The sequence below is a fragment of the Actinacidiphila glaucinigra genome (assembly GCF_900188405.1).
Classification (GTDB): Bacteria; Actinomycetota; Actinomycetes; order Streptomycetales; family Streptomycetaceae; genus Actinacidiphila; species Actinacidiphila glaucinigra.
Window position 1 is genome coordinate 27503 of record NZ_FZOF01000044.1, and the last position, 15155, is coordinate 42657.

The 15155-nt window shown below is 72.5% G+C and carries 2 protein-coding genes; both read right to left on the reverse strand.

The window, feature by feature from the left end; translation table 11 throughout:
• Positions 1–156: 156 nt before the first annotated feature.
• The gene (locus CHF15_RS41305; protein WP_089229098.1) at positions 157–5118 is read right to left on the reverse strand and encodes a type I polyketide synthase; all 4962 of its coding nucleotides are present in this window, start codon (positions 5116–5118) and stop codon (positions 157–159) included.
• Positions 5119–5258: 140 nt separating this feature from the next.
• Positions 5259–15155 (reverse strand): type I polyketide synthase (locus tag CHF15_RS41310; protein ID WP_143681758.1); only part of this gene is annotated, 9897 nt, incomplete at its 5' end.

Here is a 15155-nt window from a genome sequence, read left to right on the forward strand (position 1 = left end):
TGCCGACCATGGTGACCGGCCGGAGACTCCCCCGTCAATAATGCGCAGCCATCCGTTCCGTAATTCCCGGGATCAGGCGGGCCGGGTAGGCCCGGGAATTCGGGGGTCCCGGGTTCCGGCCGCCGGCGGACGACGGCCGGAACCCGGGACCGCGTTTCAGTCGCGGCCGAGCCCCCTGTTGATGAACGCGAACAGCTCCTCGTCGCTGGCGTCCTGGAGCTGCGCCACGTCGTCCAGCACGGTGTCGGCCGAACCCGTCGCTGAACCGTCCTCCGCGGCCGCCGGCGCCGCCGAGGCTGCGGGCGCCGGCTGGTCGCCCTCGTTCCACCTGGCCAGCAGCGACTGGAGCCGCATCGTCACCCGGGCCCGTACGACGTTGTCACCGGTCCCCTGCTGCAGCACGGACTCCAGCCTGTCCAGTTCCTCCAGCAGCGGCGCCCCGCCCGCCGCCGCGTCGGGCACGATCCCGGCGCGCAGGTAACCGGCGACGGCGATCGGGGTGGGGTGGTCGAAGACCAGGCTGGCGGGCAGTTTCAGCCCGCTCACGGCGCCGAGCCGGTTGCGGAGTTCGACGGATGTGAGCGAGTCGAAGCCGAGCTCCTTGAACGCACGGTTCGCCTCCACCGCCGACAGGTCCGGGTGCCCGAGGACGGCGGCGACGGCGGTGCGGACGAGGTCGAGGAGCAGCCGCTCCTGCTCGGCCGCGGTCTGTCCGGCGAGCTGCCGGGCGAGCGGCACGCCGCCGGCCAGGTCGTCGGCGGAATCGCGCTCGGCGGACTCGATCACGCGCCGGGCCTCGGGGAGTTCTCCCAGCAGCGGCCGGTCGCGGTCCGCGGTGAAGGCGAGGGTGAACCGCTTCCAGTCCATGTCGGCGACGGTCAGGGTCGTCTCGTCCCGGTCCAGCGCGTGCCGCAGAGCGGACAGGGTGCGCTGCGGCGCCATCGTCAGGATGCCGTGGCGGCGCATGCGGTCGCCGACCGCGCCGCCGTCGCCCTCGCCACTGCCCCAGGGGCCCCAGGCGATGGCGGTGGCGGGCAGACCGGCCGCCCGGCGGTACTCGGCGAAGGCGTCCAGGAAGGCGTTGCCCGGTGCCTGGTTGCCCTGGCCGGGCGCGCCGAAGGTCGCGGCGAAGGAGGAGAACAGCACGAACGCAGACAGGTCCAGGTCGCGGGTCAGCTCGTGCAGGTGCAGCGTCGCGTCGACCTTGACGCGCAGCACCGCCTCCACCTGCTCGGGGCTCAGTGTCTCGATCACGCCGTCGTCCACCGCCGCGGCCGCGTGGACGACAGCGGTCAGGGGCCGGTCGGCGGGGATCGCGTCGAGGAGTTCGGCGAGGGCGTCCCGGTCGGCGACGTCGCAGGCGGCGACGGTCACCTCGGCGCCCAGCGCGGTCAGCTCGTCGCGCAGGTCAGCGGCGCCGGGGGCGTCGATGCCCCGGCGGCTGGTCAGCACGAGGTGCTCGGCGCCGTCGGACGCGAGCCAGCGGGCGACGTGCGCGCCGAGCGCGCCGGTACCGCCCGTCACCAGCACCGTGCCCCGCGGACGCCACTCCCGCAACACCTTGGACTCCGCCAGCCGCGCCCGGACCAGACGACGCCCGAGGACTCCGGACGCCCTCAGGGCCACCTGGTCCTCCGCGCCGTCCCCGCCGAGGACACCCGCCAGGCGCGACAGCGTGCGGTCGTCGAGCGCGGCGGGCAGATCGATCAGACCACCCCAACGACCTCCCTGCTCCATGGAGGCGACCCGCCCGAGACCCCAGATCAGCGCCTGCGCGGGATCGGTCACCGACTCGGAGCGACCGGTGGCGACGGCGCCGCGCGTGACGCACCACAGGGGCGCGGTCACCTCGGCGTCCCCGAGCGCCTGGACGAAGGTGAGCTCACCGGCGAACGCACCCTCGCCGCCGAGGGCGAGGAGGGACAGGACGCCGCCCGCCGCGGCGCCGTCGAGCGTGCTCTTGAGGGTTGCCGTCAGCTGCTCACGGTCGGCCGTGCCGTGCTCGACGCGTACGGTACGCACCTGCGCCCCGCGCTCGGTGAGCGTGCGCTCGACGGCGGCCGCCCACTCCGCGTCGGAGCCGGTGAGCGTGTCGGGGACAGCGAGCAGCCACGTGCCGGTGAGGCGCGTCGTGGCGGGCTCGGGTACGGGCTTCCACGTGACCCGGTAGCGCCAGCCGTCGACGGTGGACTGCTCACGGCTCTGCCGGCGCCACGAGGACAGGCCGGGCAGGACATCGCCCAACGAACCCATCGCTTCAGGGGTGTCGAGAGCGAGGGTGTCCGCCAGGGCTTCGAGGTCCTCGCGTTCGACGGCCTCCCAGAAGCGGGCGTCGATCGCGTTCTCCACCGGCATGTCGGCATCGGGGTTCGCGGTGATCTCGGGCCAGAACCGCTGCGGCTGGAAGGCGTAGGTGGGCAGGTCCACGCGCTGCGCACCCGTCCCGGCGAACACCGCCTCCCAGTCCACGGACGCACCGTGGACATAGGCTTCGCCCAACGACAGCCAGAACCGCTCCAGACCGCCCTCGTTACGGCGCAACGAACCCAGGACGGCCGCCTCACGGCCCGCGTCCTCGACGGTCTCCTGAAGCCCGACGGTCAGGACGGGGTGCGGGCTGGACTCCACGAACACCCCGAAGCCCTGCTCCAGCAGGGTGCGTACAGCCTGCTCCAGTTCCACCGTCTGGCGAAGGTTGCGGAACCAGTAGCCGCCGTCCAGCTCCGGACCCGACATCCACTCGCCGGTCACCGTCGAGACGAACGGCACCTCAGCGTCGCCAGGGGCGATCGGCGCCAGCAGCTTCCCGAGTTCTTCTTCGAGGAGGTCGACCTGCGCCGAGTGCGAGGCGTAGTCCACCGCGATCCGCCGCGCCCGCACGCCATCCGCTTCACAGGAGGCAAGCAGCTCATCCAGGGCCTCGACCTCACCGGACACCACCACGGAGGAGGGGCCGTTGACCGCGGCGACGGAGATCCGCTCCTCGCCCCACGCAGCGATCCGCTCGCGCGTCTCGTCTGCGGGCAGCGCCACGGACACCATCCCGCCGAGACCGGCAAGCACCCGGCCGATCGCCTGACTGCGAAGAGCCACCACACGCGCCGCGTCCTCCAGCGAGAGAATCCCCGCCACGCACGCGGCCGCGATCTCACCCTGCGAATGCCCGACCACCGCCGCCGGACGCACACCCGCGGACTTCCAGACCTCTGCGAGGGAAACCATGACCGCGAACAAGGCAGGCTGGACGACATCTACACGCTCCAGCGACGGAGCGCCCTCGACACTGCGCAGCACATCGACCAGCGACCAGCCGGTGAACGGTTCCAGCGCCTTGGCGCACTCCTCCACCCGCTCCGCGAACACCGGCGAGGAATCCAGCAGTTCCACCGCCATACCGACCCACTGCGAGCCCTGACCCGGGAACACGAACACCGTCTTCCCACCGACAACCCGCCCGGTCACCACACCCGCCGCCGGCACACCCTGCGCCACCGCCGACAACCCCGCAACGTGATCACCCAGCACCACCGCACGGTGCTCCAACGCCGCCCGAGACGACGCCAACGACCACCCCACATCGGCCACCGACGCCGAACCAACCGCACCTTCAAACCAGCCGGACAACCGCCCGGCCTGACCCCGCAACGCCGCCGCACTCTTGCCCGACAGCACCCACGGCACCACCGCGAGGTCGCCCGCAGGCGACTCCGCCGCCTCAGGCTCGGCCTCGGCCTCCGGCGCCTGCTCCACGATCACGTGCGCGTTCGTCCCACTGAACCCGAACGACGACACACCCGCCCGCCGCACACGCCCCGACTCCGGCCACACCACCGCGTCCGACGCCAACGACACAGCACCCGACGCCCAGTCCACATGCGGCGACGGCTCATCCACGTGCAACGACTTCGGCACCACCCCATGCCGCATCGCCAACACCATCTTCATCACGCCCGCCACACCGGCCGCCGCCTGCGTGTGACCGATGTTCGACTTCACAGAGCCCAGGAGCAACGGCCGCTCTTCGGGTCGGTCCTGGCCGTACGTGGCCAGCAGCGCCTGCGCCTCGATCGGGTCGCCCAGCGCCGTGCCGGTGCCGTGCGCCTCGACGACGTCGACGTCCGCGGCCGAAAGGCGCGCGTTGGCAAGGGCCGCACGGACCACCCGCTGCTGCGACGGTCCGTTCGGCGCCGTCAGGCCGTTGCTCGCGCCGTCCTGGTTGATCGCGGAACCCCGCACCACCGCCAGCACCGGGCGGCCGTTGCGCCGCGCGTCCGACAACCGCTCCAGGAGGAGGATCCCCACGCCCTCCGCCGGTCCGAAGCCGTCGGCGGCGGACGAGAAGGCCTTGCAGCGTCCGTCCGGTGCCAGGCCCCGCTGCCGCGAGAACTCGATGAACAGGCCCGGCGTCGACATCACGTGCACGCCGCCGGCCAGGGCCAGCGAGCACTCCCCCGCCCGCAGCGCCTGCACCGCGAGGTGCAGCGCCACGAGCGAGGCCGAGCACGCGGTGTCGACCGTGACCGCCGGGCCCTCGAGGCCGAGGACGTACGAGATGCGGCCGGACATCACGCTGGCGGCGTTCCCGGTGCCCAGGTGCCCGGCGTAGTCCTGGGCGACCTCCAGGAGTGGGGTGAGGTAGTCCGATCCGTTGACCCCCACGTACACGCCGGCCTGGCTGCCGCGCAGCGAGGACGGGTCGATGCCGGCCCGCTCGAACGCCTCCCACGACGTCTCCAGCAGCAACCGCTGCTGCGGATCCATCGCGAGCGCCTCACGCGGCGAGATACCGAAGAATCCGGCGTCGAAGGCGGGGGCGTCGGCGAGGAAACCGCCTTCCCTGGTGATCGACGTGCCGGGGTCGTCGGGGTCGTCCGAGAAGAGGCCCTCCAGCTCCCAGCCCCGGTCCGTGGGGAATCCGGTGAGCGCGTCGCCACCGGCCGCGAGCAGGTCCCACAGGTCCTCCGGGGAGCGCACGCCGCCCGGGAAGCGGCAGCTCATCGCCGTGACGGCGATGGGCTCGTGAGCCTGGCTCTCGATGTCCCGCAGGCGTCCGTACGCCTCGTCGAGATCGGTCGTGACCTTCTTGAGGTACTCGCGGAGCTTCGCTTCGTTCGCCACTGGCGCTTCACCTATTCGCGTGGTCGAGACCGTGGAGTCTTCTCGCACGGGCCCGGAATCTCGGGATGTCTCGGTTCGGGGGGTCGGAAGTCGGGGCGGACGCACCGCCGGGGGCGGCGGTGCGTCCGCGGCGTGTCGGTTCAGGCCTTGCCGAACTTCTTGTCGATGAGCGCGAACAGCTCGTCGTCGCTGGCCTCTTCGATCTCGCCGGCTCCGGTCTCGCCGGCCGTCCCGCGGGCGTCGTTCCACTGCGCCAGCAGGGCCTGGAGGCGTACCGCCACCCGTGCGTGCGCGGCGTCGTCGGCCGCCGCCTCGGACAGCTCCTCCGGGGTCAGCGAGGAGAAGGTGCTCTCCAGCCGTCCGAGTTCGTCCAGCACCGAGAGCTCGCGCTCGGCGGGCTCCGGGGCCGTCTCGGCCAGCAGGTGCCCGGCCAGTGCGGCCGGGTTGGGGTAGTCGTAGACCAGGGTGGCCGGCAGCCGGAGACCGCTGGCTGCGCTGAGCCGGTTGCGCAGTTCCACCGCCGTCAGCGAGTCGAAGCCGAGCTCCTTGAACGCCTGGCCGTCACCGACGAGTTCGGCCGACCGATAGCCGAGGACGGAGGCCACCTGGCCACGTACCAGGTCCAGGACGGTCCGCTCCCGCTCCGGTGCCGGCAGCCCGGTGAGGCGCTCGGTGAGGGTCCGCTCGCCCGTGCCGTCCACGGCCGCGGACTCCGCCGCGCTCCCCGTGCCGTGCACGGACCTGCGGACGGTGGTGCGTACGAGGCCCCGGAACATCGGCAGCAGCGCGCCGTCCGCGGCCCTCGCCCGCAGCGTCGGCAGGTCGATCCCGACCGGTACGAGCACGGGCTCGTCCGCCGTGAGCGCCGCGTCGAGGAGCGCCAGCCCGTCCGCGGCCGACAGCGGCGCGATCCCGCCGCGGGCGACCCTGCCCCGCTCCGCCTCGGTCAGCCGGCCCGCCATGCCGCGTTCCTCGGCCCACATGCCCCACGCCAGGGACAGCGCGGGGAGACCGTTGCGGGTGCGGTGCCGGGCGAGCGCGTCGAGGAACACGTTCGCGGCCGCGTAGTTCGCCTGCCCGGCGCCGCCGAGCGTGCCCGCGGCGGCCGAGAACAGCACGAACGCCGACAGACCGAGGTCGCGGGTCAACTGGTGCAGATGGAGCGCCGCTTCGGCCTTGGGCCGCAGCACCCGGTCCATCCGCTCGGGGGTGAGCAGGTCCACGATCCCGTCGTCCAGGACGCCCGCGGCGTGCACGACCGCGGTGAGCGGATGCTCCACGGGAACACCCGCCAGCACGGCGGCGAGCGCGTCACGGTCGGCCACGTCGCACGCCGCCCACGTCACCTCCGCACCCGACGCCCGCAGCCGCGCGGTGAGTTCCGCCGCGTGCTCCGCCCCCGCACCGCGCCGGCTCACCAGCAGCAGCCGCCGCACCCCGTGCGCCTCCACCACGTGCCGGGCCACGAGCCCGGCCAGTCCACCACCGGCACCGGTGATCAGGACGGTGCCCTCGGGATCGAAGGAGCGAGCGCCGGTCTCCGTCGCCGCGGTCCTGACCAGGCGGGACGCGAACACCGCTCCCCCGCGCACGGCGAGTTCGGGTTCCGTGGAGTCGAGGGCTTCCGGCAGCACCCGGCGGGAGGCATCGGTCCCGTCGACGTCGAGGAGCACGAAGCGGTCCGGATTCTCCGTCTGCGCCGTACGCAGCAGACCCCACACCGGGGCCTGCGCCAGATCCTCGGCCTCGTCGGCGCTTGTCGCCACCGCGTTGCGGGTCACGACGACCAGCCGCGCCCCGGCGAACCTGCCGTTGCCCAGCCACTCCTGCACCAGCGCAAGGGCGCGGTGCGCCGTGTCGCGCACTTCGTCCGCGAGGCGCGCCACGTCGTCGGCCGTGTCGATGACGGCCTGCCCGCCGGTCGCCCGGGCCAGCGGCACGAACACCGTACGCGGCATCGTCCCGCCCGCCGCGACGGCCGCGTCGAGCGCCGCGAGGTCGGCGTACGTCTCCGTGACGCCCCCAGCGCCTTCCAGCGCGCCGAGCAGGGAGGGCTCCGCGCCGGCGGAGTCCCCCACGACCGCGAAGGGGGCGGCAGTGGCTGCCTGCGCTCCTGAGGCCCGTACCGGGGTCCAGTCGAGCCGGAACAGCGACTCGCGGACCTCCGCCGGTGCCGTCGCGTACCGGGCGGGGTCGGGCTGCTCCGTGACCAGCGCGTCGACCGTGGCGATCGGCTCGCCCTTCCCGTCGGCCACGACGACGGAGACGGTGTCCTCGCCGACCGGTACAGCATGCAGCCGCACGGCGACCGCGCCCACGGCGCGCAGGGTCACACCACGCCATGCGACCGGCATGCGGCCCGTGCCGGATGGACCGGCCGCCAGCGCCTGGGAGGCCGCGTCGAGCAGTGCCGGATGCAGCGCGAACCGCCCGGCCGAAGCCTGCTGCTCCTCCTGCAGCCGGGCCTCCGCGAAGACCTCCCCGCCGCGCACCCACGCCTCGGTCAGGGTCCGGAAGGCGGGGCCGTGGTAGAGCTCGGCGGCCGTCAGCCGGTCTCGGACCACGTCAAGGGAGACCCGCTCAGCTCCGGCGGGCGGCCACTGTGCGGCCGGTTCCCCGTTCGCGGCGGCCGCGGCCGGCAGGGCCGTACCGCCGGAGAGGGCGCCGTCGGAGAGGAGACCGTCGGCGTGCCGGGTCCACTCCCCGCCCGCGAGTCCGTCCTTGCCGGCCGCCGCGTCGATCCTGCTGTGCACCTGCACGGGGCGGCGCCCCTGTTCGTCCGTGCCGCCCACCGTGACGCGCAGTTGCACGGACCCCTTCTCGGGGAGTACGAGCGGCGCTTCGAGCGTCAGCTCCTCCACACCGTCGCACCCGGCCTCGTCGCCGGCGCGCAGTGCCAGTTCGACGAACGCCGCGCCCGGCAGGACGACCGCGTCGGCCGCCATGTGGTCGGCGAGCCACGGGTGCGTCCGCGTGGAGAGCCGCCCGGTGAAGACGAAGCCGCCCGAGCCGGGCAGCTCGACCGCGGCCCCCAGCAGCGGGTGGGCCGCCGCGTCGATGCCGACCGACGCGACGTCCTCGTACTCGGGCAGGTACTCCGCCCAGTAGCGCTCACGCTGGAAGGCGTAGGTCGGCAGGTCGACGCGGCGGGCGCCGGTCCCGGCGAAGAACCGGGCCCAGTCGACGGTCACGCCGCGAGCGTGGGCCTGGGCGAGGGCGGTGACGGCGGTCTCCGGCTCCGAGCGGCCCTTGCGCAGGACGGGGACGAAGACCGCGTCCCCGCTCACGCCCTCCTGCGCCATGGCGGAGAGCACGCCGTCGGGGCCGAGCTCCAGGTACGTGGTGACGCCGGCGGCCTCCAGGGCGCGGACGCCGTCGAGGAAGCGCACGGCCTCACGGACGTGGCGGACCCAGAAGTCGGGCGACGTCACCTCGTCGGTGACCAGAGCCCCGGTGAGGTTGGACATCAGAGGAATGCGAGGAGCGGCGTAGGCCAGCCCCTCCACGACCTTCCGGAAGTCCGCCAGCATCCCGTCCATGTGCGGGGAGTGAAACGCGTGGCTGACCGTGAGGCGCTTGGTCTTGCGGTCCGCGAAATGTGCCACGACTCCGCCGGCCGCATCCTCGTCACCGGCGATCACTACGGACTCCGGACCGTTGACCGCCGCGATGCTCACACGGTCGGTGAGCAGCGGCAGGACCTCGTCCTCCGACGCCTGCAGCGCGATCATCACGCCACCGGCCGGCAGCGCCTGCATCAGCCGCCCGCGAGCCGCGACCAGGGCGCACGCGTCCTCAAGCGAGAAGACACCTGCCACATGGGCGGCGGCGATCTCACCGATCGAATGCCCGGACACGAAGTCCGGCCTCACGCCCCACGATTCCAGCAGCCGGAACAGCGCCACCTCCACCGCGAACAGCGCCGGCTGCGTGAACTCCGTCCGGTCGAGGAGAGCCGCGTCGTCACCGAACAGCAGATCCTGCAGCGGCACTTCGAGATGGCGGTCCAGGTGTGCGCACACCGAGTCCAGCGCCTCGGCGAACGCCGGGTACGCGTCGTACAGTTCACGGCCCGCCCCCGGTCGCTGGCTGCCCTGCCCCGTGAACAGGAACGCCACCCGCTGATCCGTGCCCGCCACGCCGCGCACCACCTGTGCGACCGAGTCCCCTGCCGCCACGGCGGCGAGGCCCTCCACCAACGTCCCACGGTGCCCGGCCACGATCGCGGCACGGTGGTCGAACGCCGCCCGACCGGTCGCCAGCGCCTGGGCGACGTCGAGCGGGCGAAGCTCACCGTGGGCGTCCACGTGGGTTCGCAGGCGTTCCGCCTGGTCACGCAGCGCGCCCTCGGTCCTGCCCGACAGGACCCACACCGACGGCGCCACAGCGCCCTCATCCGTCCGGTCGGCATCCGTGTCAGCCGTCAGCGGGGCGGGCGGTGCCTGCTCCAGGATGGTGTGCGCGTTCGTACCGCTCACGCCGAAGGACGAGATGCCTGCGCGGCGCGGGCGGCCGGTGTCGGGCCACTCCCGCTGCTCGGTGAGCAGGGCGATCTCGCCCGCCGACCAGTCGACGTGCGGCGTCGGAGCGTCCACGTGCAGCGTCTGCGGCAGCACGCCGTACTCCATCGCCAGCACCATCTTCATGACACCGGCGACACCGGCGGCGGCCTGCGTGTGCCCGAGGTTGGACTTGATCGACCCGAGCAGCAGCGGCTGCTCCGGCGCACGGTCCTGCCCGTACGTGGCCAGCAGCGCCTGCGCCTCGATCGGGTCGCCCAGTCGCGTACCGGTGCCGTGCGCCTCCACCGCGTCCACCTCGGTGGCGGACAGCCCGGCACTCGCCAGAGCCTGCCGGATCACACGCTGCTGCGACGGGCCGTTCGGCGCCGTCAGACCATTGCTCGCACCGTCCTGATTCACCGCCGAACCCCGCACCAGAGCAAGGACCGGGTGACCGTTACGACGGGCGTCGGAAAGCCGCTCCACGAGCAGCATGCCCACACCCTCCGCCCAGCCCGTACCGTCCGCGGCGGCCGCGAACGCCTTCACCCGGCCGTCGGCCGCGAGACCGCGCTGGCGGCTGAACTCCACGAAGGCCCCCGGCGTCGACATCACCGTCACGCCACCGGCCAGAGCCAGCGAGCACTCGCCGCTGCGCAGTGCCTGCGCGGCAAGGTGCAGGGCCACCAGAGAAGCGGAGCACGCCGTGTCGACCGTCACGGCCGGCCCTTCCAGGCCGAAGACGTACGAGATACGGCCCGACACCACGCTCGCGGAGTTGCCGGTGCCCAGGAAACCCCCGTCGCGATCGGCGGAGTTCAGCACGAGCGACAGGTAGTCCTGGCCGTTGGTGCCGACGAACACGCCCGCCTGGCTGCCGCGCAGCGAGGAGGGATCGATGCCGGCCCGCTCGAATGCCTCCCACGACGTCTCCAGCAGCAGCCGCTGCTGCGGATCCATCGCCACCGCCTCGCGCGGGGAGATCCCGAAGAAGCCGGCATCGAAGTCCGCGACGTCGTAGAGGAAGCCGCCCTCCTGGGCGTACTGCGGCACCTCCTCCCCCGCCTGCGAGCCGAACAGCGCTTCCGCGTCCCAGCCGCGGTCGGCCGGGAACGCCCCGACCGCGTCCGTTCCCGTCGCCAGCAGGTGCCAGAGGTCCTCCGGGGTCCGCACACCGCCCGGGAAGCGGCAGCTCATCGCCACGATCGCGATCGGGTCGTCTTCGACCGGCGACGAGGCGAGGACCGGGCCCGGCGCCTGCGGCTGGATACCGAACAGCTCGCCTCGCAGGAAATCCGCGAGGGCCGCCGACGTCGGGTAGTCGTAGACCAACGTCGCCGGCAGCCGCATCCCGGTCGCCACACCCAGGTGGTTGCGCAGCTCGACGGCGGTCAGCGAGTCGAAGCCGAGTTCCTTGAACGCCCGGTCCGCCCCGACGTTCTCGGTTCCGGCGTGGCCGAGGACCGCCGCCACCTCCTTCCGTACGAGATCGAGCAGCATCCGGTCCCGCTCCGGCTCGGGCAGCTTCCCCAGCCGCTCCGCGAGCGAGTGGGCACCGTGCGCCGCGTCCCCGTCGCCCGGACCGTCCCCCGCTTCGCCGGCACGCGGGGCGACGGCCCGCTGGGCTTCGGGCAGGTCGGCGAGGAGCTTGCTGCCCCGGACGGAGGTGAAGCCGGGCGCGAAGCGCTCCCAGTCGACGTCCGCGACGGTGACGGCGGGGTCCCCGGCCTCGACCGCACGGTGCAGGGCCGAGATGGCGAGACCCGCGTCCATCGGCGGCATGCCGCCGCGGAGCATGCGGGCGGCCATCGCCTCGTCGGCGGCCATTCCGCCCTCGGCCCACGGCCCCCACGCGATCGACGTCGCCGCGAGACCGTCGGCGCGGCGCTGCTCGGCGAGCGCGTCCAGGAAGGCGTTCGCGGCGGCGTAATTGCCTTGGCCGGCGGCGCCGATCGCGCCGCTCGTCGAGGAGAAGAGGACGAAGGCGTCGAGGATGATGCCGAGTTCGACCGTGAGCTCGTGCAGGTTACGAGCCGACGCGGCCTTGGCCCGAAGGACGGTCTCCAACCGGTCGGGGGTCAGGGCATCGAGCACGCCGTCGTCAAGGACGCCGGCCGTGTGGACGACAGCGGTCAGGGAATCGGCGTGCTCGGCGAGCACCGCCCGCAGCGCGTCACGATCGGAGACGTCACACGCGACGACCGACACCTCGACGCCCAGCTCCGCAAGCAGCTCCGCGGCACCAGGGGCATCCATCCCGCGACGGCTGGTCAGCACCAGCCGCTCGGCTCCCGCACCGGCAAGCCACCGGGCGACATGACGACCGAGTGCGCCCGTGCCACCGGTGATCAGGACGGTGCCCGACGCGGTCCACGCCCCTGTGCCTCCCGGCATCGAGGCCCGCACCAGACGACGCCCGAACACACCGGACGCACGTACCGCCACCTGATCCTCACCGGAATCCGCCAGCACATCGATCAGGCGTGACAGTGCGCGCTCGTCCAGCGTCTCGGGCAGATCGATCAGACCACCCCAACGGTCAGGGTGCTCCAGAGCGGCGACCCGGCCCAGACCCCACAACTGAGCCTGCACCGGCGACGCCAACCGGTCCGAACGACCGACCGACACCGCGCCCCGCGTCACACACCACAACCGGGCATCGCTCCCGGCATCACCCAACGCCTGCACCAAGGAAACGGTGCCGGTGAGACCGAGCATCGACACGACACCCGCGTACTCACCCGCGACAAGCTCGCCGAGCACCGCACGGTCCGTGTCCGCACCGACCTCGACCCGGCGCACCTCCGCACCACGCCCCGACAGCGCACCCACCACCGATGCGTCATCGACGCCCTCGGCCGGCACCACCACCACCCACGAGCCCGACAACCGCGCGCCCGAAGCCTCGGCCAGGGGCTTCCACACCGCCCGGTACCGCCAGCCGTCCACCTCCGAGCGCTCCCGACCCTGCCGACGCCAGGCCGACAAGGCCGGAAGCACCTCGACCAGCGACGCATCACCGGAGACATCCAACTCGGCCAGCAGCGACGCCAGATCCTCCCGCTCAACGGCGTCCCAGAAGCGGGCGTCCACGGCGTCCACGGTTCCGCCGACGGTGACGTTGCCCGGCAGTGCCGCCTCCGGCCAGTAGCGCTTCCGCTGGAAGGCGTAGGTCGGCAGGTCCGCGAGTCGTGCACCGGTCCCGGCGAAGAACTTCCGCCAGTCGACCTCCACGCCTCGCACGTGTGCCTGCGCCAGCGCCGTGACCGCGCTCTCCGCCTCCGGACGCCCCTTGCGCAGCATAGGCACGAAGGCCGCGCTCTCGCCGGTCACGCACTCCTGCGCCATCGCCGACAGCACGCCGTCCGGGCCGAGCTCCAAGTAGGTCGTGACTCCTTCGGCCTCCAGGGCACGAACGCCGTCCAGGAAGCGGACGGCCTCCCGGACATGCCGCACCCAGAAGTCCGCCGAGGCCATCTCGTCGGAGACCACGGCACCGTTCAGGTTGGAGACCACCGGGATACGCGGGGCCTCGAACGACAGCCCCGTCACAACGTCACGGAAGTCCGCCAGCATCCCGTCCATGTGCGGTGAGTGGAAAGCGTGGCTGACCGTCAGCCGCTTCGACTTCCGATCCTGGAACCGCGCCACGATCTCCAGCGCCGCGTCCCGGTCGCCCGCGATGACGACGGCCTGCGGACCGTTGACCGCTGCGATGCTCACGCGGTCGTTCAGCAGGGGCAGGACCTCGTCCTCCGAGGCCTGCAGCGCGATCATCACACCGCCGGTCGGCAGCGCCTGCATCAGCCGCCCGCGAGCGGCCACGAGCGTGCACGCGTCCTCGAGCGACAGCACCCCCGCCACATGCGCTGCGGCGATCTCACCGATGGAGTGGCCGGACACGAAGTCCGGACGCACACCCCACGACTCCAGCAGCCGGAACAGTGCCACCTCGACGGCGAACAGGGCCGGCTGGGCGAACTCCGTCCGGTCCAGCGCCTCCGCGTCGTCCCCGAACAGGACTTGCTGCAGGGGCCGTTCGAGCTGGGTGTCGAGGTGAGCGCTGACCGCATCCAGGGCTTCGGAGAATGCCGGATGGGTGGCGTAGAGCTCCCTGCCCATCTCCAGGCGCTGGCTGCCCTGGCCTGTGAACAGGAACGCGAGCTTCCCCGCGACCGGGGAACCGGCCACCACACCGGGCGCCAGGTCTCCCTCGGCCAGTGCCTCAAGCGCGGCCAGCACACCTTCACGGCCCTGCGCCGTCACCACCACACGCCGTTCGAGAGCCGAACGGCCCGTCGTCAGCGTCCGCCCCACGTCCGACAGCCGCAGCTCCGGAACGGCAACCAGCCGCGCACGAAGATTCCCGGCCTGCTCACGAAGAGCGATGTCACTCTTCGTCGACAGCACCAGCGGGACGTATCCCGTCTCTTCGTCCTGCAGCGCGACCTGCTGCACCTCGTCGTTCGGCGGAGCCTGTTCGATAACCACGTGGGCGTTGGTGCCGCTGAACCCGAAGGACGAGATGCCGGCACGGCGGGGTCGTCCGGTGTCGGGCCACTCGTGCTGCTCGGTGAGCAGGGCGATGTCACCCGCCGACCAGTCCACCTGCGGGGTCGGCTCGTCGACGTGCAGGGTCTGCGGCAGCACGCCATGCTCCATCGCCAGCACCATCTTCATCACACCGGCGACACCGGCCGCGGCCTGCGTGTGCCCGATGTTCGACTTGATGGACCCCAGCAGCAGCGGCCGGTCCTCGGGCCTGTTCTGCCCGTACGTCGCCAGCAGCGCCTGCGCCTCGATCGGGTCACCCAGCCGCGTACCGGTGCCATGCGCCTCCACCGCGTCCACGTCGCCGGCGGACAGGCCCGCGCTGGCCAGGGCCTGCCTGATCACGCGCTGCTGCGAAGGTCCGTTCGGCGCCGTCAGACCATTGCTCGCACCGTCCTGATTGATCGCCGAACCCCGCACGAGCGCCAGCACCGGGTGACCATTACGCCGGGCGTCCGACAGCCGCTCGACCAGCAGCAGACCGACACCCTCACCCCAGCCCGTACCGTCCGCAGCCGCGGCGAATGCCTTCACACGGCCGTCGGCCGCGAGACCCCGCTGCCGGCTGAACTCCACAAATGTGCCCGGCGTCGACATCACCGTCACACCACCGGCCAGCGCCAGCGAGCACTCACCGCTGCGCAGCGCCTGCACCGCCCAGTGCAACGCCACCAAAGACGCGGAGCAAGCCGTGTCGACCGTCACCGCCGGACCTTCGAGGCCGAACACATACGACAGCCGACCCGACACCACACTCGCCGCGTTGCCTGTCCCCAAATGGCCTTCCAGGCCCTCGGAATCCTCCAGCAACACCGACAGATAGTCCTGACCATTGGTGCCGACGAACACACCGGTCTGGCTGCCGCGCAGGGTCACGGGATCGATGCCGGCCCGCTCAAAGGCCTCCCACGACGTCTCCAACAGCAGCCGTTGCTGCGGATCCATCGCCAGTGCCTCACGCGGCGAGATCCCGAAGAACTCCGC